Raw genomic sequence first — 22569 nt, forward strand, 5'->3', positions numbered from 1 at the left:
CCTTGCTCAAATTGATTTAATAAAAAACATTGCATTATGAATTTAGGAATTAAAAAAATAGTTCTTGCATCATTTATCAGTTTTTCAATTTTGTTTTTAGTTTCCTGTGAAAAAGAATTTGATACTGTTATTGATGTTCAGAAACCATCATACCAGGTTGTTTCAGTAGCACCAAAAGATTCAATTATTTTTAATGTTGAAGATTCTTCACTAGTAATTAAAATTCAATTTACTCAGGCAAGTGTTGTTAATTCGGTATCGGCAGAAATAATTAATCCGGCTGGAAAAAATTTTTTGAGTACTGCATTAAACCTTTTCGATAACGGCAAACCGGAAAATGGTGATCAGACAGCAAACGATAAATTATTTTCAAACAAAATCTTTATGAAAAGTAATGACCTTAGTGGAAATTATGATGTAAAGTTTTATGTGAATGAAAATTCAGGACAGAATAAATTAGCTGCATGGTCAACTTTCAAATACAGAAATGGTCAATCTAATTTTGCCCCTGTAATTTCAGATGCTTTGGTTGAACCCGATACAGTTGTTGTCACTGATACGATTGCAATCTTAACATCACTCAGAGTTTCTGATGACAATGGATTAAATGATATTAAGGAAGTTTATTTCATAGTATATCGTCCTGATGGTTCGACAAGTGGTAATAAAGTTTTTCTGTTTGACGATGGAAATCTTTTGCAGAATGGTGATCAAACTGCTGGTGATGGATTATATTCCAGAATAATTTCAGTTAATCAAACCAATGCAAAGGGAACTTATCGTTTTGAGTTCAGAGCAATCGACAGAGGCGGACTTCAAAGTAATACTATTAACTATTCAGTACTGATTCAATGAAAAAGATTTTTTTATTTCTCTTTATTATAATTTTATCTAACATCAACTTTTCACAGGTTACTAATTATAAAGTTGGTGAATTAGATGACCGTTTGAATAAATCATCCTCACTCAATCCAACAAGCAATACAATCATTGATATAATTGCCATTGGCGATACAATCTGGCTTGGAACAAGCAGAGGAGTTAGTGTTTCATTCGATAAAGGAGAAACCTGGACAAATTTTTATGGTCGTTCTGATTTCGGAACAGATAATATTTCCGCTATCGGATATGATACTTACACCAGAACTTTTTGGTGTGCAACTGCAAAATCCCAGGAAGTTACAGGCGGGCAAACATTGCCTGCAGGTTCAGGCTTAAAGTATACAAATGATTTCGGTAATACATGGAATTCAATTCCTCAACCTGTTGATGGACAGAACGATAATCAAATTCAATATGGTATAAATAATTTGTCTGCATTACCTGTAACCGTAACCGTTCAAAATCTTTGTTATGATATTGCTTTTACTCCAAACACAATATGGATTGCAACATTTGCTGGTGGTTTGCGAAGAAGTACAGACAATGGTCAAACCTGGCAAAGAGTAGTGCTTCCACCTGATAACAAAAATTCCATAGCTCCAACAGATACATTGGATTTTTGTTTAGCTCCTGTTGGAGGAAGTTTTTGTTCAGTTGGAAATCTTAATCACAGAGTTTTTTCTGTAATTGCCTTGAATGACTCAACTGTTTTAGTTGGAACTGCAAACGGAATTAATAAAACAACGAACGCCAATTATGCTAATCCTTCGTGGGTAAAGTTCAATCATCAGAATCAGGATAATCCAATTTCAGGAAATTTTATAACTGCACTTGCATATAATAATACTTCAAACACAATTTGGGCTTCAACCTGGAAAGCAGAAGATCCTAATGAATTTTATGGTGTAAGTTTTTCATCTGATGGAGGATTAAACTGGCAAACTACATTGTATGATGAAAGACCTCATAATTTTGCCTTTAAATTTGCTCAACCGATTGTTCTTACTGATAATGGTGCATTCCGCTCAACAGATTTTGGTCAGACCTGGATTCTTCCGAACTCAATTGTAGACAATCAAACTGGAGCACAACTTCGTTCAAATGTTTTTTATAGCGCTGCAGTTACAGGTAATTATATTTTTCTTGGAAGTGATGATGGACTTGCACGGTTGAAAGAAAATATCGGAAGCGTTTGGGAAGGTGAGTGGAAAGTTTATCTCTCTTCTCAACCACTGAATTCTGATGAAGAAGTTTACTGTTACCCGAATCCTTTCTCACCAAGACAGGAATTATTAAAATTCAGATATAGCACGAATGGACAGGAAGAAAAAGTAACAATAAGAATTTATGATTTTGCCTTTAACTATGTTGCGACTGTAATTCAGAATGCATCAAGAATTACTGATAATGAAGGCGCACCTGATTTCTGGAATGGAAAAGATGATAACGGTAATTATGTTCCGAATGGGGTTTATTTCTATAGAATTGAAATCGGCGATAAAGATCCACTCTTTGGTAAAATTTTAGTTTTGCAGTAGAGGAAAATTTGAGAAATAAAATCTTTAAAAATTATCCAAATGTCATCCTGAGTTTATCGAAGGATGACAGAAAAAGTGAAGTCACACTTCGACAGGCTCAGTGTGACAACCTTCGACCTGCCTCGACTTACTTTGATCAAGGCGGACAAGCTCAGTGTGACAATGTCATCCTTAGTTTATCGAAGGATGACAGAATAGAAAAGTCTCACTTCGATAGACTCAGTGTGACAAAGGTATTTAATTTATCTGTTATACTATTCCTTTTATTTTTCACTTCAATTCTTTCGGCTCAACCAAAATTCAGTGAGATGTCCGTTAAACCAGGAGCATTCAGCAGAATGGGATTTGGTCCAAGAGGAATTGGAATGGGCAATGGTCTTTCGGCATTAACAGAAGGAAACCTTGTTGCATACTACAATCCTGCATCATCAGTCTTTCAGGAAGGAAATTCATTTCAAACAGGTTATTCATTCCTTTCATTAGACAGAGCTCTTAATTTCCTAAACTTCACAAGAAAATTTGAGTTTCGCTCAAGCAAAGCTGAAAATCTTGGAAGACCAGCAAGTGTTGCAGGAATTAGTGCAGGCATTATCAATTCAGGTGTTAGTAAAATTGATGGCAGAGATAATAACGGATTGAAAACAAAAGAACTTTCCACATCGGAAAATCTTTTCTTCCTTGCGGTAGCAAATAAATTTTCAGAAAAATTTGCACTGGGTTTAACCGTAAAATTTTATTATTACAAACTCTATGAAGACATAACATCAACAGGTGTTGGTTTTGATATAGGTGCAATTTATAAATTCAATGAGAACTTTAATGTATCTTTTATGCTGGTCGATCTGAATTCAAAATATAAATGGGATACAAGTCCGATATATGGTCAGCAAGGTTTAAGTAGTGAAAATGAATTTCCTCTTCTTAAAAAAATCGGAATAAGATATAATAATCCTCAGAATAAATTTTTACTTGTTGCGGAATTTGAAAATAGTAATGTCGGAACAAACATTTTGAAATTTGGTGGTGAGTATAACATTTACGATGGATTATTTTTAAGAGCCGGAGTTGATCAATTTAATTTGAGCAATGGTGATTGGGCAGTGAAACCTGCAGCAGGATTCAGCTATTTATATAATCTGGATGGATACTTAATTGGAATTGATTACGCTTTTATGCTTGAGCCGTATTCTTCATCAGACAGACACATAATTGGAGTAAATTTTAATTTTTAACTTCCAAAGAATTCATTATGAAAAATTTTATAGTTATCCTTATTCTTTTAACTTCAGTACAGACTTTTTCGCAAACTGCCGGTAATACCGGATTGTCATTTCTTAAATTTGGTTTTGGTGCTCGCAACTCAGCAATGGGTGATGTTGGTAATTCTGTTTCGAACGATCTGACAGCTTTGCATTATAATCCTGCCCGACTTTCACTTTCAGAAAACAACGAAGTTATGTTTACCCATAATTCCTGGATTCAGGATGTTAACAGCGAAATGTTCGGTATCAAAACTTTTCTTTTCGGTTTGCCAGTTGCCATTGGATTTAATGTAACGAATATTTCAGATATTGAAGTACGACAGATTCCCGGAGAACCAATTTCAAAATTCGATGCAAATTATTTTTATGGAAGTTTATCCACTGCCTACAAGATTGATAATGATTTCTCAGTTGGTGTTTCATTAAAATATTTGTATGAAGGTTTGCTGAATGACGAATCAACTGGTTTTGGAATTGACTTCGGAGCGAATTACTTCTTGCCAGTTGATGGATTATCACTATCAGCTTCAGTAAGAAATCTTGGTTCGATGAATGAGCTGCGAAATGAATCAACAAAATTACCTTCTGAAATTAGAGTAGGACCTGCTTACAACTTCAAAGTTGATAATTATAAACTTGATTTTATAATAGCAGGAGAATATCAAAAATATTTTGATGCTGATGATCATCTGAATTTCGGATTTGAAATTTTTTATGACAAACTTATTGCACTTCGTGGTGGTTATCAGACAAATTATGAAAGTCGTAATTTTACTGCTGGGATTGGACTTATGTGGGGCAATCTGAAATTTGATTATTCTTATATTCCATTTTCATTGGGCATTGGTAGTGCGAATTTATTCTCGCTCGGTTTCAAATTCTGATTTTATTTATGCAGGATGAATTAAAAAACTTTGATTATCTCACTCATTATAAAACTGATGCTGAAGAGTTTGACTATTTTGAAAAGAGAATTGGTCCTGCTGAACACGAAGAAAGAAGAGTCCGGGAAGTTCTAATTTCACAAGTTCCGAAAAATGTAAAAACAATTTTAGATGTTGGTTGTGGTTCGGGTTGGGTTGCGAAAGAGTTTCTGAAAAAAAATGTTGATGTAATTTCGCTTGATATTTCCAAGTCAAATCCGCAAAAAGTAAAAGAACTTTATCCATCTCAAAATCATTATCAGATTGTTGCCGATTCATTCAAGCTGCCGTTTGATTCAAACTCGATTGATTGTGTTATTGCTTCCGAAATAATTGAGCATGTTGTTGAGCCAAAGTTTTTTCTGGAAGAATTATTCAGAGTTGTTAGCAGAGATGGAAGGTTAATTATTTCAACTCCGTACAAAGAGAAAATAAGATATGTTTTATGTATTCATTGCAATAAAAAAACTCCGGTTAATGCTCACCTTCATTCATTTGACGAAAATATTCTCAGAGATTTGTACAACAGAGATGATTTAAAAAAATTCTCAAGTGTTATTTTCGGGAATAAAGCTTTGATTTATTTGAGAACACATATAGTGCTTAAGTATCTTCCTTTATCATTGTGGCTTGCTGTGGACTGGTTGGCAAATAAAATTTATAACTCACCGCTGCACATTGTTTGTGTTTATGAGAAGCAGTGATTGAAGTTTGTTGAAAAGTTGATTTATTTCATTTGCCCAATTCAATTTTTCAGATGCAATTTTGCAATTAGATTTTATCCGATTATAGAATTCAACATCCTCTTTCAATCTCTGCAAAGCATTCCTAAGCTCTCCAATATCATTTTCATTAACTGATAAACCAACTTTGTACTCATCAATTATTTTTTTCATTTGAGGAAGGTCTGTCGCGATAACAGGAATTTCAGCCATAATGTATTCAAATAGTTTATTCGGAAGAGCATAATAATAACTCTTACTAATATTCTCTATCAAAGATAATCCAACGAATGCACCTGCTGTGTAATTCATTAGTTTATCCTGAGGGATTTTCCCAACAAAAAATACTTTATCATGAAGCTTCATTTGCGAGGAAAGATTTTTATAGTAACCTATCATTTCACCACTTCCAAGAACAACCAGAACAAAATCATCCGATGTTTGAAGAAATTCAAAAATCATTTTCAATCCTCGTCCGTGAAGAACAACTCCCTGATATAACAAAACTTTTTTTAACTTATCTATTCCAAGCAAAGAATAATAATCCATGGGAAAATCTGATTTTTTATACAAAGGAAGATTCCTGATAACCAAATCATTATGAAGATTATATTGTTTTCTGATAAACTCTGAATCCATTTCGCCAGTTGTCAATATCAAATCAGCTTTCCTGATAAATAATCTTTCTATCCAGCTCCAGAATTTTTGAATAAATTTTTTGTTCTTTAGTCCTGCAAGAAAACCAAATAGCTCTCTGCAGTCATAAATAACTTTTGCACCTTTAAGCTTACCCGCAATTATGCAAACGGGAAGACAGTAAAGATCTTCAGCAAAAATTATATCAAATTTTTTTGAAAGTACTTTTAGTTTCAGCAGGGAATAGAACTTCAAATAAAAAAATAATGAAAGAGATTTTTTGGAAAGTTTGTAAACGGTCTTTTTGCCTTTAGTAGTTGAAAAATTTTCTGTTAACCAGTCAAATCCGATAAATTCTACATCGTATCCTTTTTCGGAAAATGAGTTGAACAGATTATTGCATCGTGTATCGTAATCAATGTTTCCTAAAAAAGTGATGAGAACTTTTTTATTGTTAGACATTATAAGTTTTAATAAGTGTACTTTAAAGTATTTCTCATTACAGTTCGTGCATCAAATTTCTCTTTGAAATCAATCAAACTTATACTTGGTGTCATTGGATTAGCTGCCTTTGTATCCTGCGAAACTCCAATATCAACATACTGATATCCGTTATCTGTTGACCATTTAACAACTTCATACATTACACGATGAATTGGTTTAAGATGTTCATATTCGTAAAGTAACATATTGTAAAAGCAAAGTGTAACTATCTCATTGCAAATAAAAAGATTTGAACCTGCTATTGGTTTATCCTTATAATAAACCATAAATAATTTAAGGTTATCAGGAAGCAGTTCTTTCAGTTTCAATAAATCTTCATAAGTGTGAGTTGGTTTAACTCCGTGTCTTGCTTTGTTGTCAACGAGTATAGGATAAAATTCATCATAGCGGTCATTCATTTCGACTCTGATGTCGGGGTCTTTTAAAGTCTTGCGAATGTTTCTTCTTACCGTTTGTTGAAATCTTGAAATGATATCTCTCTCAGGGAAAAGTTTAATTGCGCTTGATATGTAATGCAAATCATATTTGAATCCGAGCCATAACATTGCAAAGTCAAGGTTTTCATTTGGATATCTTTCATAAACTCTTGGTGCTGATGTTAAAAGTATTTCTTTCCATCCTTTTGCTTTACCATAGTCAATTAGTGTCTGAACAATTTCTAATGATTTGGTAAACTTAACATCTTTGGTTACGATTGAACCATAACTTGCACCAATTGGTGATTCAAACAAAGTTCCGTTAATAACAGAACCAGGAAGAACAGCAACGATGTTACCTTTTTCAACAAAGATTAAATGATTGAAATTAAATTTCCCTGGTTTATGGTAATCAAAAAATTTCTGAAGATGGAACATTGTTCCGTTGTTTGATTCGAGAACGAATTGATCCCATTTTTCTTTCCATTCGGGAGTGTATTCTATTATTTCCATATACCTAACTTTAAAAATTTTTCTGCCAAAGTTACAAAATCTAACTAAGTTTTTAGAGGGCTATTTGATTATATTTTCAATTGAACATAAAAATTTTAAGCAATGAATAAAATTTCCGTAACCATTATCACTAAAAATGAAGCTGAGAATATCTTTGAATGTCTGAACTCCATAAAGTGGGCTGATGAAATTATTGTAGTTGATTCCGGAAGTACTGATGAAACTGTATCTATCGCAAAGCAGTTTACTGATAAAGTTATTTTTAATGAATGGAAAGGATTTGCTGAACAAAAAAGTTTTGCCCTTAGTCTGGCAAACAATGATTGGGTGCTTAGTCTGGATGCAGATGAAATTGTAACAGAAAAACTCCGGGATGAAATTCTTAATTCAAATCTTGAAAACTTTGATGGATATAGAATTAAACGGGATAATTATTTTCTTGGAAAATTAATTCGCGGATGTGGTTGGGGAAACGATTATCAATTAAGACTATTCAAAAAATCAAAAACAAAACTTACAAATCGACTTGTTCATGAAGGTTTTGAAGTTGATGGAAAAATTGGTCAGCTTCATAATTCAATGCTTCATTTTTCTTATCGTAATTTCAAAGATGCCTTTACGAAAATAAATCACTATTCAACTCTCGAAGCTATCGAAAAACAAAATAAGAAAAAGGTAAATAGTTTTACGATTGTATTAACTCCGATAGTCGCATTTCTTCAGCACTTTTTTTTGCGCAAAGGTTTCATTGATGGAATCTATGGATTATTTGTTTCAATCATGCACGCAATTACAAAACTTCAGGTTCAGTTAAAAATATGGGAATTGAAAAAAGCAAAATCAAACAACCAAGATTTTTAATTGCAAGGATTGATCGCATTGGTGATGTTGTTCTTTCGACACCTTTACCAAGAGAGATTAAAAAAGTTTATCCTGACTGTTTTGTTGCTGTGCTGGTCCGTGAGTACACAAAAGATATTTATTTAAATAATCCTTACGTTGATGAGATAATCGTATATGATGATAAAGATAAATCCTTCGAATCACTCATAAAGCAAGCACAGTTTATCCGCTCTTTTAAGTTTACTCACGCATTTATGCTTCTTCCCGATGAGCGATTGAATTACATTTTATTCTTCGCTGGAATTCCTTTCAGAGTTGGCGTCGGGCATAAAATTTTTCAGATGCTTACCTTTACAAAATTTGTAGATAGAAAAAAATATAATCCACTCCGCCACGAAGCAGATTATGCTCTTGATATGATTAGAAAAATTGGAATTAAACCTGCGTCATTAGAACCTGAAATTTATCTCACTGAAACAGAAAGACAGAAAGCAGAAACATTCAAAAAAACTTTAGTCAGTTCGGGTAAAAAACTAATTGGAATAAATTCGACTAGTGGTAACTCAGCACCAAATTTGTCAGCAGATGAATACAAAAAATTAATTGAGAAACTATTAGAGGACAGTAGTTTGAAAGTAATCGTTACTGACAAACAACCACCGAATGAAATATTGAACATCAAAGGAATCGAATTTCCATTTATAGAAAATACTCTTCGTGAAGCTATCATTAATTTCAGTGCACTTGATTTACTTGTTTCAAACAGTACAGGACCAATGCATATTTGTGCTGCATTGAAAGTTCCGACACTTTCATTGTTTTGCCCTTTAACTGCGTGCTCACCTAAATTGTGGGGACCTTTAGGTAATAAATCAAAGATTGTTCTACCGAAAGAAAATTATTGTCAGACTCAATGTCCCAGCGATCCAAAGCTCTGCAGATATGAAGGTGATAGTGGAATTAACGCTGATTCAATTTCAGAAATGATCAAATCATTTTTAGAAACGGATCAATGATGAAGATTCTCATCGCTCCAAATAGTTTCAAAGAAAGTATATCATCAGTTAAGATTGCAGAGATTATCTCAAAAGAATTATCAAATGAAAAAAACTTTCAGCTTACGACTTTACCCTTAAGCGATGGCGGTGATGGTTTTTTAGAGGTTGTTAAGTTTATTTATAAAAATGAAATTATTGAACATAATTTCCCGATTGAGTTTGCGGGAGAAAAATTCAACGCTCCAGTTTTAGTTAATAAATCGGGTAAAGAAATTTTTATCGAATCAGCAGAAGTAATCGGATTAAAAAAATTACCACAAAGAAAAAGAAATCCTTTAGCTCTGAATACATTTCCTTTAGGCAAATTGATTAATGATTTAACGAATAATAAATATTCTGACTCAATTCAGGAATTTGAAAAAATTAAAATTGGAGTGGGTGGCACTTCTACTATTGATTTTGGTCTTGGAGCAGTAAATGCTTTAGGAATAAAATTTTTAGATAACAACGGAAATGAAGTCGAACCAATTCCAGCTAACTTTAGCTTAATCTCTGAAATAATATTCCCATCTTCATTCAGTCATCCAACCATTCAATCATCCAATCATTCAATCATTCCGCCAATCATACATTCCAACATTCAGCCATCCATCTATTCATCGTTGCTATGTGTTGTCGATGTCCAAACTCCTTTATTGGGTGACAACTCTGCTGTTGATTTATATGGCCTGCAGAAAGGTGCAAGCAAAAATGAACTTGCTCTGATAAAAAAAGGAATTGAACACATTGTTGAGTTAATTATTAAGAAAAATTTAATTTCAGAATCAGAATACATAAATGGTGCAGGCGGCGGACTTGCATCAGGATTAAAAATATTTTTTGATGCAGAAATTATATCAGCTAATGATTTTATTTTTAGCAATCTTTTTCGCGATACGAGCTTTGATGAATTTGATTTTCTGATTACCGGTGAGGGAAAATTTGATATTCAATCATTTGAAGGGAAAGCTACAGGAGAAATTATCAGAAAGTTCTCAGATAAAGTTAAGAGAATATTTTTGGTTTGCGGAAGAATTGAACAAGATGTTAAAAAATTAATTCCGGGAAATGTTGATTGCTTTGAGTTGCTGGATTTATATCAGGATGAAGAAGAATCAAAACAAAAAGTAGCAATCGGATTAAAAATAATTTCAGAGAAAATCAGAGACAGAATTTTAAAGTAAAAAATGGCTGCCTTAAGGACAGCCATTACTGAATAGAAAAGATTAATTTCCGCTTGCAGCTCTTGCACCAAGTTCTCTGTCGAGCATATAAAGTCCACTTTTATTATCACCAATCAATTCAAGCTTTGCAATAATATCTTCAACAGTTGTTACTTCTTCAACTTGTTCAGTTACGAACCATTGGAGAAAATTATTTGTTGCGTAATCTTTTTCCTGCAATGCTTGTTCAACAAGTTTATGAATAAGGGAAGTGATTTTCTTTTCGTGTTCAAGAGTATCTTTCCACACTTCCATTATTGACTTCCAATTTGTTTTCGGTCCGTCAATTTGAGTAAGAGTTACTTTTCCATTAACAGAATTTATAAAATCATAAAACTTCATTGCGTGCATATATTCTTCCTGAGATTGTGTTCTCATCCAACCAGCAAATCCTTTCAGATTCTTATCTTCAAAATATGCTGCCATTGAAAGATAGAGATATGAAGAATATAATTCTTCGTTAAGATGCTTGTTAAGTGCCTTTAGCATTTTATCGGATAACATAACGACCTCGTGATTTGTTTGAAATTTATGCACAAATATAATTCAAAATTGACTAATAAATCGAATTGGAGTTTCAATAATCAAAGCTGTAAAACGGTATTAAAATCATCTATGATCTTTATCATCAAATGAAGCAAATGAATTGATAATCAGTAGAGCATTGGCTAATTTTGGAGCGCAATTTTATCATGACAATCACATTAAGAAAAGGAGTTAATTATGGCTGTTAAAGTAGCTATAAACGGATTCGGAAGAATCGGCAGATTAATTTTAAGAGCAATGGCTGATAGAAATCTGCTCGGTAAGGAAGTTGACATCGTTGCCCTCGTTGATATAAGCAATGATGCAAAATATTTTGCATACCAACTCAAATACGATTCAGTGCACGGAACTTTCAAAGGAGAAATTTCTTCAAAGAAAAGTAAACCTGACTTAGATCACGATGATATCCTTGTAATCAATGGCGAAGAAACTCAATGCATACTTGCAACAAAAGAACCATCACAGCTTCCCTGGAAAGATTTGGGCGTTGATTATGTTTTTGAAGCAACCGGTTTATTTACTGATTCTGAAAAAGCAAAAGGTCATTTAACTGCAGGTGCAAAAAAAGTTATCATCACAGCTCCGGGCAAAGGTGATGTAAAAACAGTTGTGATGGGAGTTAATGATAATGAATTGAAACCAGAACATACTATCATTTCAAATGCTTCATGCACAACAAACTGCCTTGCTCCAGTTGTTCATGTTTTATTGAAAGAGGGAATTGGAGTCGAAGTTGGAATAATGACTACAATTCACGCTTACACAGCAACTCAAAAAACTGTTGATGGACCTTCTAAAAAAGATTGGAGAGGCGGAAGAGCTGCTGCAATTAATATTATTCCTTCAACAACCGGTGCTGCTAAAGCTGTCGGTGAAGTTCTTCCTCAGGTTAAAGGAAAACTTACTGGAATGTCATTCAGAGTTCCGACTGCAAATGTTTCAGTTGTTGATTTAACTTTCCGCTCTGTTAAAGAAACTTCAATCAAAGAAATTGATGAGTTGCTGAAAAAAGCTTCACAGACTTATATGAAAGGAATACTTGGTTACACTGATGAGGAATTAGTCTCAACCGATTTTAACCACGATGAAAGATCATCAATCTATGATTCTTTGGCAACACTTCAGAATAACTTTAAAGATGAAAAAAGATTCTTTAAAATTGTTTCATGGTATGATAACGAGTGGGGTTATTCAAACAGATGTGTTGACTTGCTGATGAAGTTAGTTAAAATGTAATTTGAAAAATTTCCTTTTTGAAAAGTCATTGCCCGGAAAATTTTGAGAGCAATGACTTTTCTTATAATATCTAAAACTTATTTCAGGGGTTAAATATGAATAAACTGACAATTGATAAAGTTGAATTAAAAGGAAAAAGAGTTCTCGTAAGAGTTGATTTTAATGTGCCTCTGGACGAGAACCTGAATATCACCGATGACACAAGAATTGTTGAATCATTACCAACCATTAAGAAAATTATTTCCGAAGGTGGAAAAGCAATTCTGATGAGTCATTTAGGTCGTCCGAAAGGTGGACCAAATCCCAAGTACAGCTTGAAACCAACTGCTAAACGACTTAGCGAGCTTTTAGGTAAAGAAGTTAAACTTGCACCTGATTGTATCGGTGATGAAGTCAAAGCAATGGTTAGCCAGATGAAAGATGGAGATGTATTAATTCTTGAAAATGTACGATTCCATCCAGAAGAAGAAAAAAACGATCCTGAATTTGCTAAAAAATTAGCTGAGCTTGGAGATGTTTATATCAATGATGCTTTCGGTAGCGCACACAGAGCTCATGCTTCGACCGAAGGAGTTACGAAATTCATTAAAGTTTGTGCTACTGGTTATCTTATGCAAAAAGAGTTGGAATATCTTGGCGCTGCAGTTTCAAATCCCAACAGACCTTATGTTGCAATCTTAGGCGGAGCAAAAATTTCTGGCAAAATAGATGTCATCAATAATCTTTTAGACAAAGTTGATACTCTTATTATTGGTGGCGGAATGGCATTTACATTTTTCAAAGCTCAGGGTAAAGAGATTGGTAAATCATTACTTGAGGAAGAGAAAATAGAATTAGCAAAAGAAGTTCTGCAAAAAGTTAAGAACACCGGCGTAAAATTTTTATTGCCTGTTGATGTTGTAGTTGCTTCTGAATTTAACAATGATTCACCTGCAGAAGTTGTATCTGTTGATTCAATTCCTTCCGACAAAATGGGATTGGATATAGGTCCTGAAACTATTAAGTTATTCAAAGAAGAAATATTGAAAGCTAAGACAGTTGTTTGGAACGGACCGATGGGTGTTTTTGAATTTGATAATTTTGCTAAAGGAACTTTTGCAATTGCTCAGGCACTTGCCGAAGCTACCGCCAATGGAGTAGTAACAGTAATTGGTGGTGGTGATTCCGCAGCTGCGATTGCAAAGGCCGGATTAAAAGATAAAGTATCGCATGTATCAACAGGCGGAGGTGCTTCGCTCGAATTTCTCGAAGGAAAAATTCTGCCTGGTGTTGCAGCATTAAACGACGCTAACTAAAAAAGGAATATTTTGAGTAATTATTATCAACCAAGAGGATTTGGCAGGTTTAGTTTATTTCCACCTGTAATAAAAAATCTTTTGATTATTAATGCCGCCGTGTTTTTTGTTCAGGTTTTGATGGATAATATTATGTTCAATGGTTATCCGGCAGCTTACATTTTAAATCGTTGGTTTGCATTAAATCCAATCGGTGGTTATGATTTTGTTGGTAATCCATTCAACTTTCAGATATGGCAATTGATTACTTATCAATTTATGCACGGCGGCTTTGGTCATATATTCTTTAATATGTTTGCACTTTGGATGTTCGGTGCTGAAGTTGAATATCTTTTAGGTTCAAAGAAATTTCTAATCTTTTATCTTTTTTCAGGAATAACTGCCGGCTTACTTCATCTTTTTATATCGCCTTTGTTAGGTAGTCCATTGGCAGTAACTATCGGTGCTTCAGGTGCTGTATTTGGTGTTATGACTGCATTTGCCATGCTTTTTCCTGACAGATACATTTTTCTTTACTTCCTTATTCCGGTTAAGGCAAAATATCTTATCGGATTCCTGATAGTATTTGAATTCCTTGCGATTGACAGTGCTGCAAGCAATGTTGCTCATCTTGCACATCTTGGTGGAGCTTTATTCGGATTTTTGTTCATACTATTTGATAAGAGCAATCCGGTTGAATTCAGAAATCTTTTCAGAAAATCTTTTTACTATAAAAAGAAAACACCTTCGGATTTTGGTGGTTATCCTTATGGAAGCAGAAACGATGATGATGTTCAGGAAGCAAAGTTTTATGATTTGAATAAAAAAGATGATGAAGAAGCAATTACTCAGGAAGAGATTGATGCTATTCTTGATAAAATAAGTAAGTATGGCTATCAGAGACTCACTGAAAGAGAGAAAAGAATTCTTTTTGAAGCAAGTAAGAAGATGAAATAATTTGAAAAATTTTTATCACATTCTGCTTTTAGCTTTAATTCTGTTTTCAGCTTGCGAGGAAAAACCACCCATATCAGAAGATAAATTTATCCGTATTTATGCAGAGCTCGTTTCTGTTCCGGATTCCGTTTCTGTTGATAGTTTAATGTTTGCTGACTACAAGCAAAAAGTTTTTTCGAACTATGGATTTTCGGAAAAAGATTATGAGCAAACTGTGAAGTTCTATAATCAAACTCCGGAGAAATGGGAAGAATTGTTCAAAAAAGTAATTAAGTATATTGAATCAGCTAATGACTAATCGAAGAGCGAAATTTAATTTTAGCGATTGCAATTCGAAGTAAAGGCACAGAATATTTTCCATTCAGTTTATCTTTTAATTCTCTCAGATTTTCATAACCTTCTCTCATAGCAGTTTCAATAATTTTCAAATCTTCTTCACCAAGAATTGAGTTAATTTCAATTTCGGGATAGTAACTAAGTATTGTTTCAATCTGCATAGAGATAACTGCTTCATCAAGTTTCCTTATGTTGGAAATTTCTTTCAACGAAAAATTTTTCTTCAGTAGTTGCAAAGTCTCCTGAACATTTTGAGGAAGTAATTTTTCTGAATCAGATTTATTTTCTTTAAGATATGATTGAATTATCTCTATAAAATCATTTCCAATCTTGTTAAACATTCTTGTTGTAAATCCTTCAATCATCATCAACTTATATTTATTGTCTGGTTTAAGCTGAGATATTTTTGCGAGAACACTATCCGGACAAATAAGATTTGGTGTTTGCATAAACTTTTTAGCTGCTGCTTTTCTCGCTTCATTCAAGCGATGAAATAGTTCCAGATTTTTGTCGTAATCATCAAATGGTAATTCGACTTCTTCAGTAATTTCTGAAACAAAGTTCAAGCTATCGGAGCGATTGTCCAATGAGGTACATTTATCGCATTTACCACAGGAATAATCAGTAGTATTCTGACCAAAATAATTAAGTATATATTTGAATCTGCATTCATTTATATAAACGAAAGCTCTCATCTTTTCAAGTTTTTCGTGAGCAAATAAATACAGTTCATTTATGAGCTTGTAGTTCAATTTAAGATCTTCTTTTTGAACTCTCGGTTGAATAAGAGTTACAGTTTCTTTTCCATCAAGTGAGATGAATTCTGCAAAACCTATATCATTAAGAAAATTGTACAGTTCTTTTTGTGCTTCCTGAGAAAGCCCTGTATTGCTTTCAATGAATGAATAATCAATAGAAGTTCTTTCGTTGAATATTTTACTTCCAAAATTTCTTACAAGAAATAAAACCAGATCTTTTAATTCATCATTTTCAGTTGTCTTTAGAAAATGTTTCAGTTTATTGGGATCAACTAAAAATTTTATCGAGTCGTGAGAAGTAAGACTTGAATTAATTTTGATATATCCTGCTGACTCGAGATAAGTAAGTGCAGAATGAAGTAAACCGGAAGAAATATTTTGTTTGGTGTAGAGATTAAGAAAATCTGAATTGATTGGAATATTCTTATCAGGAAGTGAACCTACGGCAACCTGAGCATAATCACAAATTCCATTATAAATCTGCTGAATTAATTCCTTCTTGGGATAAGCCGAGTCAATGAAATATTTATGAATTGATAAATCCTTTTCATCAAATAAAAGAATTGCTGAGGAAGGTTTGCCATCTCTGCCGGCTCTTCCAATCTCCTGATAATAATTTTCTATTGAACCGGGAATATCGTAATGAATTACCGTTCTTATATCTTTTTTATCGATGCCCATTCCAAATGCGTTTGTTGCGATAATAATTGGAATTTTACCGGCAATAAATTCTTCCTGAATATTCCTTCTTAAGAGATTATTCAATCCGGCGTGATAAAATTCAGATTTCGTTTTGTTTAGATTCAAAAACTCATTCAGATTTTCAGCTTTTCTTCGTGATGAAACATAAATAATCGCAGGTCGTTGATGAGTTTTCAGTATTTCAAGTAATTTTTCTTTTTTCTTATTGGTCTGATAAACACTTATCGAAATGTTTTCTCTTTCAAATCCTTTTACAATTACTTTTGGATTTTTGATATTCAGTTGTTTGGTAATGTCATTTACAACTTCCGGAGTTGCAGTGGCAGTAAATGCCGAAACTTTTTTAATATCAGTAAACTGAATAAAGTCTTTAATTTTGGTGTAACTCGGTCTGAAATTATGTCCCCATTCGCTTATGCAATGAGCTTCATCAATGAAAAGGTAAGATGGCTTCATAGCTTTCAGCCGTTCAGAAAATTCTTTCGATTCAAGTCTTTCAGGTGCAATGTAAAGAAGTTTGATTTTTCCAAAAGCTATGTTGTTCAGAATTTTTTCGATTTCAATCCATTCCAAAGTGCTGTTTATAAAAGCAGAAATTTCTTTATTTTTATTCAGTGAATCTACCTGATCTTTCATTAATGCTATTAGTGGTGAGATAACAATAGAATAGTTGTCTGAAATTAAAGCCGGGATTTGATAACAAACTGATTTTCCTGCACCTGTTGGTAAAACTGCGATTACATTTTCACCTTTCAAAATTTCTGAAATAATTTCTTCCTGTGCAGGCCTGAACGAATCATAACCGAAAAATTTCTTTAAAGTATCCTGAGCTTTTTTCATAAAAAAAATTACTTATTGGCTGGTAAAATCTACAAAAAAAATATCAATGAGATTGAAATTTTGATTTAATAAAATACTCATAGATGGCTTAAAAAATGAGATAAATTTTCGATTATATAATGTAAACAAGGGAGAGAATTAATGAATAAAATTACAGCAGCTTTACTAATTATTTTGACCACTTGTTCTTTATTTCCACAGCTTAGATATACCGACCAATTAAAACCCAACAGCATGTTCACAGAGGCACCCGATGATATAAAGAATACCAAACCATTTATGCGTCAATGGTGGTTTTATGAGCAGCGCTCTTATCCCAATGATTTTATTCCGGAGAATGCTTATGAAAATGCTTTGATGGAAAAAAATCAGTTAAGAATGACTTATGAAGAAACTACAATTCCGAATTTTACCTGGGTTAGTTTGGGCCCAACTCCTGGAGCATATTTTGGATATGGAAATATCTCGAGCAGAATTGTAACCGGAACTTACGATCCTAACAATCCGAACATCATTTACATTGGTCCGGCAAATGGCGGAGTCTGGAAATCAACAGATAATGGACTGACCTGGAATCCTTTGACAGATAATGAAGTTTCGATGGCTATGGGTGCAATTGTTGTTGATCCGACAAATTCAAATATCGTTTATGCGGGAACAGGTGAAGCAACTTACAGTGGTGCTTCTTATTATGGAAGAGGATTACTTAAATCTACTAATGGTGGTTCAACCTGGATTAATTATACATCAGGACTTCCTTCATCAACATATTTTTCAAGATTGAAGATTAGACCAAACAACTCAAATCAACTTTTGGCTGCTCTCGGGAACAATGGATTATACAGAAGCACGAATGGCGGACAAAACTGGACTCAAATTCTAAGCGGCAGAGTTGATGATGTTGTTTTTTCTCCTTCGGGTGATACAGCTTTTGCGGTTGGTTCCGGCATTGGAATCAGAAGATCAACTAACGGCGGACAAACTTTTGCAACTTTTGGTAGTGATCTTCCATCAGGAACAAGAACTCATTTCGATTTAAGTCAGACAAATCCTGCAATAATGTATGCGGCAGTTTATTCTTCAAGTAATGTTAATATTTATAAATCAACAAACTACGGTGTTAATTGGACTTCGATAACTCCAACAAGTAATTTTCAGAACTTGGCAGGTCAGGCGTGGTATGATTTATATTGTTTTGTAAATCCAAAAAATCCAAACAAAGTTTATGTTGGAACAATTGACATCTTTCGTTCAACTGATGGTTCTACTTTTACGAATATAACCAATGGTTATAACGGAGGATATGTTCATGTTGATCAACATTATTTGTTCTTCCATCCGACAAATGAGAATACATTTATTGTTTGTAACGATGGTGGAATCTGGAGAACAACAGACAACGGTAACACATTTACCAATCTGAATCAGAATTTAACTCTAACTCAATTTTACAGAATTGCTGCAAGTCCTTTTAATCCGGGAAGAATTCTGGGTGGAACTCAGGATAACGGAACTCAGCAAACTTTTTCAACTCTCAATTGGTCAGCAGCTTATGGTGGAGATGGTGGTGAAGTTTGTTTCAATCCTTTTGACCAGAATTTTATTTTGGGTGAAACACAGAATGGCGGAATTTTCCGAACTACAAATGGTGGAGCTTCGTGGAATCAAGCACAGAGTGGATTAAATATGAGTGAAAGTGTTGCCTGGGTTGCACCGATAATTGCACATCCAACTGTTTCAGGAACATTCTTTACTGCAAGAACGAGTGTTTATAAAACTACTAACAATGGCGGAAGTTGGACAGCAATTTCATCTCCTGTTAACGGGACTTACCCAATCAGAGAAATGGCAATCAGTAAAACCAATCCAAACATAATGTATGCAACTTCTAATGCGTTAATTTTCAAATCAACGAACGGAGGAGTTAATTGGACAAATGTTACAACTGGTTTACCTAACAGGACTATAACTTCAGTTAATGTTCATCCCTCAGATGAAAATATTGTGTTGTTAACATTTTCCGGTTTTGGTACTGATAAAGTTTATAAATCTACAAATGGTGGTTCAAGCTGGGTCTCAATTGATGGTCCATTGCCTGATGCACCTGTGAATGATTTGTTTATCTACACAATTAACCCGGGTAAACCGAATACTTATTTCGTTGCAACCGATATTGGTGTTTTTGTAACAGATGATAATGGAGTTAGCTGGACTGAAATACCTTCTGGAATTCCAAATACTGTTATAATGCATCTTGATTATTCTGATTCCACAAAAATGTTAAGAGCAGCAACTCACGGTCGTGGAGTTTATGAAGCATATATTGATTTCACGATTCCAGTTGAGTTAACTGCTTTCGATGCTTCTATAGATAACAAGATTGTTAATATAATTTGGTCAACTGCAACGGAAACAAACAACTCACATTTTGAAGTCGAAAGAAAATTAAAAAATCAGGATTGGGAAAAAATCGGTGAAGTTAATGGTGCCGGAACCACAGCAATTCCGCAATCATATTCATTCAAAGATGATTTTTCATTTAAGTCTTACGAAGGAAAAATTCTATACAGATTAAAGCAAGTTGATTTTGATGGTTCTTTTGAATACTCAAAAGTAATTTCTGTTGAAGTGAATTTCATTCCAGAGAAATTTGCAATCTCACAGAATTATCCTAATCCTTTCAATCCGAATACAACAATTTCTTATTCGATTCCGAAAGGAGAGGGAAATCAAGTGACTATTAAAGTATATGATTTATTGGGAAAAGAAGTTTCAACACTTGTAAACGAATTTAAAACTCCCGGAAATTATCAGATAGCGTTCAATGCTGATGGACTAACTTCCGGAATTTATTTCTATTTGTATGAAGCATTTGATTCAAACGGAATGAAGATACACAGTGAAGTCAGGAAAATGACTTTGCTTAAATAATTTCAGGGCTGACTGAAGAGTTAAAATATTTTCTTTACGCTAATGTAAGTTAGTGATTGATTTATAGTGAGTTTTTAATTAGAACTAATTTATCATCAATCAAAAAGAATTTATCGTAATCTCTATTAAGTCAGCCATTTACATTTGCTTTCCATCAATCCAACAAAATTTATCTGCTAAAAGAAGTCTGAATATCCTTAAATTTGCAATGGCAATTAATTATAAAAATGTTTATTCATACAAACCGAAGTAAAGCAATTCTATATTTTCAATCAGAAAAAATTTTAAGGGGTATTTATGCAGAACGATAAGCTTAGACTAGAAGACTTGCTCGAAACAGGAGTCGCAAATGTTCAGGATGACCGGATAAATTCTGTTGCAATAATCGGAGCCGGTGTTATGGGGCAGGGAATCGGTCAAACTATAGCTGCCTCCGGAATGGAAGTAACTATTATTGAAAAGACAAATGAAAAACTTGAATGGGCAAAAGCACAGCTTGGTGAAAACATCGACAGAGAAATAAAACGTTGGGCTATGACCAATTCAGAAAAGAAAGCAATCTTTAGCCGAATCATCTGGGACATTGATATTTCAAAAATAAAAGATTGTGATCTTGTGATCGAAGCTGTTGATGAAGACTTCGATTTGAAAGTTAAAATATTCAAGGAAATGGATAAGCACGCAAAAAAGGATGCAATCTTTGTTTCAAATACCTCAACTCTCTCTTTAACAAAAATTTCAGAAACAACATCAAGACCTGACCGGGTTATTGGAATGCACTTCCTCAATCCTGTTCCTAAGGTTCCTTTGGTTGAAATTGTTAAGTGCCTTCATACCTCAAATGAAACTGTAAAAAAAGTGAAAGATTTTGCGAACAGAATTGGTAAAACTCCGGTTGAGGTTTATGAATATCCGGGATTTGTAACAACCAGAGCCATCGTGCCTTTACTAAACGAAGCGATGTATATTTTGCTTGAAGGTGTGGCAACAGCCAAAGATATCGATACTGCAATGCGTCTTGGATATAATTTTCAATATGGTCCGCTCGAAATGGCAGATATGATGGGTCTTGATGAAGTACTCGCATGGATGGAAACTTTGTGGAAGACATTAGGAGAGCCAAGATACAGAGCTTGTCCAATTCTCAGAAAACTTGTTCGTGAAAGAAAACTCGGAAGAAAAACCGGTGAAGGTTTTTATAAATATGACCAGCACGGAAATAAAATAATTGAATAATTATCAGGGGAAAATAAAAGGATAAATCAGATGAAAGTTTTAGTTTTAAATTGTGGTAGTTCTTCAGTCAAGTATCAGTTTATTGATACAGAGAAAAAACTCGCATTAGCAAAAGGATTAGTTGATAGAATCGGAATGGCTGGCGCTGTTCTTTCGCATCAGAGATATGATGGTGACCAAATTAAAATCAGTGGAGAAATTCTTGATCATCAAATTGCAATAGAATATGTGCTGGCAATGTTGTTAAGTAAAAACCACGGTGTAATAGATGACAAAAAAGATATTGAAGCAGTCGGACATCGTGTGGTTCACGGTGGTGAAACATTTTCAGGTTCAGTTCTCATAACAGATGAAGTTATAAAAGCATTGCAGGATAACATTGAACTTGCACCGCTTCACAATCCGCCAAACATAAAAGGTATTCAGGCAGCAACCAGAATTTTACCTGGCACTCCTCAGGTTGGAGTATTCGATACGGCATTTCATTCACATATGCCACCAAAAGCTTATCTGTATGGAATACCTTATGAACTTTATCGTAAATACAAAATCAGAAGGTATGGTTTTCATGGAACTTCGCATCTTTATGTTTCCAAAAGAGCCGCTGAGTTGATGGGAAGAAAGTATGAGGAATTAAAAATCATTACTGCACACCTCGGAAACGGTTGCAGTATGGCTGCTGTTGACAGAGGCGTTTCAGTTGATACAACAATGGGATTTACTCCGCTTGAAGGTTTATTGATGGGAACAAGAAGCGGTGATCTTGATCCACAGGTAATTCTTTATATTATGGGAAAAGAAGGATTATCATTGAATGAAGCAGCAACAATGTTAAATAAACACAGTGGTTTGATAGGAATAAGTGGTGAAAGCAGCGATATGCGTGAAATTCTGGCTGCTGTAAAAGATCAACATCAAAGAGCAAAACATGCTTTTGATATTTTCTGCTACAGAATTAAAAAGTATGTCGGAGCTTATGCTTCTGCAATGGGTGGGGTTGATGCTCTCGTTTTTACCGGAGGTATTGGTGAAAATTCTTATGAAGTTCGTGAAGAAGTATGTAGGGATATGGAATTCATGGGAATCCATCTTGATCAATTGCGCAATCAGAATAAAGAAGAATTAATTTCATCAGATTCTTCCAAAGTAAAAGTTTTCAGAATCCCGACTAATGAAGAATTAGTAATCGCAATGGATACTGCAGAAATTGTTAGTTCCTTAAACTAAATAGTTAAACTTTATTAAAATATTTTT

The 22569-nt window shown here is 33.9% G+C and carries 19 protein-coding genes; 15 read left to right on the forward strand and 4 right to left on the reverse strand.

Features of this window, described 5'->3' with window-relative positions; genetic code table 11:
* The first annotated feature begins 36 nt into the window (after nt 1–36).
* Genes Q0X14_RS00765 through Q0X14_RS00785 form a run of 5 tightly spaced genes read left to right on the forward strand, consistent with a single transcriptional unit; the run spans nt 37 to nt 5309 of the window.
* Nucleotides 37–855, forward strand: coding sequence for a hypothetical protein (locus Q0X14_RS00765; RefSeq protein ID WP_297841100.1), 819 nt, complete (start codon nt 37–39; stop codon nt 853–855).
* The gene (locus Q0X14_RS00770) at nt 852–2420 is read left to right on the forward strand and encodes a hypothetical protein (protein ID WP_297841102.1); all 1569 of its coding nucleotides are present in this window, start codon (nt 852–854) and stop codon (nt 2418–2420) included. Before Q0X14_RS00765 ends, Q0X14_RS00770 begins: the two co-directional genes overlap by 4 nt.
* Before the next feature lie 8 nt (nt 2421–2428).
* Nucleotides 2429–3652: a hypothetical protein gene (locus Q0X14_RS00775; protein WP_297841105.1), complete on the forward strand. Its 1224-nt coding sequence runs from the start codon at nt 2429–2431 to the stop codon at nt 3650–3652.
* Nucleotides 3653–3669: 17 nt separating this feature from the next.
* Nucleotides 3670–4566 (forward strand): PorV/PorQ family protein, encoded by an 897-nt coding sequence (locus Q0X14_RS00780; RefSeq protein ID WP_297841107.1) that lies wholly within the window; start codon nt 3670–3672, stop codon nt 4564–4566.
* 8 nt (nt 4567–4574) lie between these two features.
* On the forward strand, nt 4575–5309 hold the full coding sequence (locus Q0X14_RS00785; RefSeq protein WP_297841111.1) for a class I SAM-dependent methyltransferase: 735 nt from the start codon (nt 4575–4577) through the stop codon (nt 5307–5309).
* Here Q0X14_RS00785 and Q0X14_RS00790 read toward each other — a convergent pair.
* Nucleotides 5271–6425, reverse strand: coding sequence for a glycosyltransferase (locus tag Q0X14_RS00790; RefSeq protein ID WP_297841112.1), 1155 nt, complete (start codon nt 6423–6425; stop codon nt 5271–5273). The two genes, Q0X14_RS00785 and Q0X14_RS00790, sit on opposite strands and share 39 nt — an antisense overlap.
* A gap of 8 nt (nt 6426–6433) precedes the next feature.
* Complete coding sequence (locus Q0X14_RS00795; RefSeq protein WP_297841115.1) at nt 6434–7396, reverse strand: GNAT family N-acetyltransferase; 963 nt, start codon at nt 7394–7396, stop codon at nt 6434–6436.
* A gap of 102 nt (nt 7397–7498) precedes the next feature.
* Between Q0X14_RS00795 and Q0X14_RS00800 the strand changes: the two genes are divergently transcribed.
* The 3 genes from Q0X14_RS00800 to Q0X14_RS00810 are packed head-to-tail and all read left to right on the forward strand — an operon-like array spanning nt 7499 to nt 10460.
* Complete coding sequence (locus Q0X14_RS00800) at nt 7499–8257, forward strand: glycosyltransferase family 2 protein (protein ID WP_297841118.1); 759 nt, start codon at nt 7499–7501, stop codon at nt 8255–8257.
* Nucleotides 8215–9255: a glycosyltransferase family 9 protein gene (locus Q0X14_RS00805; protein ID WP_297841123.1), complete on the forward strand. Its 1041-nt coding sequence runs from the start codon at nt 8215–8217 to the stop codon at nt 9253–9255. The genes Q0X14_RS00800 and Q0X14_RS00805 overlap by 43 nt, the downstream gene beginning before the upstream one ends.
* Nucleotides 9255–10460, forward strand: a complete 1206-nt coding sequence (locus tag Q0X14_RS00810; protein ID WP_297841125.1) for a glycerate kinase — start codon at nt 9255–9257, stop codon at nt 10458–10460. The genes Q0X14_RS00805 and Q0X14_RS00810 overlap by 1 nt, the downstream gene beginning before the upstream one ends.
* A gap of 42 nt (nt 10461–10502) precedes the next feature.
* Here Q0X14_RS00810 and Q0X14_RS00815 read toward each other — a convergent pair whose 3' ends face one another.
* Nucleotides 10503–11003, reverse strand: a complete 501-nt coding sequence (locus Q0X14_RS00815; RefSeq protein ID WP_297841128.1) for a ferritin — start codon at nt 11001–11003, stop codon at nt 10503–10505.
* Between the two features lie 219 nt (nt 11004–11222).
* Here Q0X14_RS00815 and gap point away from each other — a divergent pair, with 219 nt between their 5' ends.
* The 4 genes from gap (at nt 11223) to Q0X14_RS00835 (ending at nt 14810) form a co-directional block, all read left to right on the forward strand.
* A complete protein-coding gene (gene gap, locus Q0X14_RS00820) occupies nt 11223–12281 on the forward strand; it encodes a type I glyceraldehyde-3-phosphate dehydrogenase (protein ID WP_297841131.1) in 1059 nt (352 codons plus the stop codon).
* A 95-nt stretch (nt 12282–12376) separates the two neighbouring features.
* Entirely contained in the window at nt 12377–13576 is a 1200-nt protein-coding gene (locus tag Q0X14_RS00825) for a phosphoglycerate kinase (protein ID WP_297841134.1), read from the forward strand.
* Nucleotides 13577–13588: 12 nt separating this feature from the next.
* On the forward strand, nt 13589–14512 hold the full coding sequence (locus Q0X14_RS00830; protein WP_297841137.1) for a rhomboid family intramembrane serine protease: 924 nt from the start codon (nt 13589–13591) through the stop codon (nt 14510–14512).
* 1 nt (nt 14513) lies between these two features.
* Complete coding sequence (locus Q0X14_RS00835) at nt 14514–14810, forward strand: DUF4296 domain-containing protein (RefSeq protein ID WP_297841139.1); 297 nt, start codon at nt 14514–14516, stop codon at nt 14808–14810.
* Here Q0X14_RS00835 and Q0X14_RS00840 read toward each other — a convergent pair.
* Nucleotides 14800–17148, reverse strand: a complete 2349-nt coding sequence (locus Q0X14_RS00840) for a RecQ family ATP-dependent DNA helicase (RefSeq protein WP_297841140.1) — start codon at nt 17146–17148, stop codon at nt 14800–14802. The two genes, Q0X14_RS00835 and Q0X14_RS00840, sit on opposite strands and share 11 nt — an antisense overlap.
* Before the next feature lie 141 nt (nt 17149–17289).
* Between Q0X14_RS00840 and Q0X14_RS00845 the strand changes: the two genes are divergently transcribed.
* The 3 genes from Q0X14_RS00845 to Q0X14_RS00855 all read left to right on the forward strand — a co-directional run bounded on the left by Q0X14_RS00845 (nt 17290) and on the right by Q0X14_RS00855 (nt 22542).
* Nucleotides 17290–20079 carry a T9SS type A sorting domain-containing protein gene (locus Q0X14_RS00845; protein ID WP_297841142.1) on the forward strand — a complete coding sequence of 930 codons (2790 nt, stop codon included), beginning with the start codon at nt 17290–17292 and terminating at the stop codon, nt 20077–20079.
* Nucleotides 20080–20376: 297 nt separating this feature from the next.
* Nucleotides 20377–21315 (forward strand): 3-hydroxyacyl-CoA dehydrogenase NAD-binding domain-containing protein, encoded by a 939-nt coding sequence (locus Q0X14_RS00850; RefSeq protein ID WP_297841144.1) that lies wholly within the window; start codon nt 20377–20379, stop codon nt 21313–21315.
* Between the two features lie 30 nt (nt 21316–21345).
* Nucleotides 21346–22542 (forward strand): acetate kinase, encoded by a 1197-nt coding sequence (locus Q0X14_RS00855; protein WP_297841147.1) that lies wholly within the window; start codon nt 21346–21348, stop codon nt 22540–22542.
* Nucleotides 22543–22569: the final 27 nt, after the last annotated feature.

Origin of the sequence: Ignavibacterium sp. (assembly GCF_025998815.1) — a bacterium.
Taxonomy (GTDB): domain Bacteria; phylum Bacteroidota; class Ignavibacteria; order Ignavibacteriales; family Ignavibacteriaceae; genus Ignavibacterium.

What these genes read in the sequence shown, in the direction of transcription:
- Q0X14_RS00765 (WP_297841100.1), top strand. Translation starts at nt 37, where the DNA reads ATGAATTTAGGAATTAAAAAAATAGTTCTTGCATCATTTATCAGTTTT.
- Q0X14_RS00770 (WP_297841102.1), top strand. Translation starts at nt 852, where the DNA reads ATGAAAAAGATTTTTTTATTTCTCTTTATTATAATTTTATCTAACATC.
- Q0X14_RS00780 (WP_297841107.1), top strand. Translation starts at nt 3,670, where the DNA reads ATGAAAAATTTTATAGTTATCCTTATTCTTTTAACTTCAGTACAGACT.
- Q0X14_RS00785 (WP_297841111.1), top strand. Translation starts at nt 4,575, where the DNA reads ATGCAGGATGAATTAAAAAACTTTGATTATCTCACTCATTATAAAACT.
- Q0X14_RS00790 (WP_297841112.1), bottom strand. Translation starts at nt 6,425, where the DNA reads ATGTCTAACAATAAAAAAGTTCTCATCACTTTTTTAGGAAACATTGAT.
- Q0X14_RS00795 (WP_297841115.1), bottom strand. Translation starts at nt 7,396, where the DNA reads ATGGAAATAATAGAATACACTCCCGAATGGAAAGAAAAATGGGATCAA.
- Q0X14_RS00800 (WP_297841118.1), top strand. Translation starts at nt 7,499, where the DNA reads ATGAATAAAATTTCCGTAACCATTATCACTAAAAATGAAGCTGAGAAT.
- Q0X14_RS00805 (WP_297841123.1), top strand. Translation starts at nt 8,215, where the DNA reads ATGGGAATTGAAAAAAGCAAAATCAAACAACCAAGATTTTTAATTGCA.
- Q0X14_RS00810 (WP_297841125.1), top strand. Translation starts at nt 9,255, where the DNA reads ATGAAGATTCTCATCGCTCCAAATAGTTTCAAAGAAAGTATATCATCA.
- Q0X14_RS00815 (WP_297841128.1), bottom strand. Translation starts at nt 11,003, where the DNA reads ATGTTATCCGATAAAATGCTAAAGGCACTTAACAAGCATCTTAACGAA.
- gap (WP_297841131.1), top strand. Translation starts at nt 11,223, where the DNA reads ATGGCTGTTAAAGTAGCTATAAACGGATTCGGAAGAATCGGCAGATTA.
- Q0X14_RS00825 (WP_297841134.1), top strand. Translation starts at nt 12,377, where the DNA reads ATGAATAAACTGACAATTGATAAAGTTGAATTAAAAGGAAAAAGAGTT.
- Q0X14_RS00840 (WP_297841140.1), bottom strand. Translation starts at nt 17,148, where the DNA reads ATGAAAAAAGCTCAGGATACTTTAAAGAAATTTTTCGGTTATGATTCG.
- Q0X14_RS00845 (WP_297841142.1), top strand. Translation starts at nt 17,290, where the DNA reads ATGAATAAAATTACAGCAGCTTTACTAATTATTTTGACCACTTGTTCT.
- Q0X14_RS00850 (WP_297841144.1), top strand. Translation starts at nt 20,377, where the DNA reads ATGCAGAACGATAAGCTTAGACTAGAAGACTTGCTCGAAACAGGAGTC.
- Q0X14_RS00855 (WP_297841147.1), top strand. Translation starts at nt 21,346, where the DNA reads ATGAAAGTTTTAGTTTTAAATTGTGGTAGTTCTTCAGTCAAGTATCAG.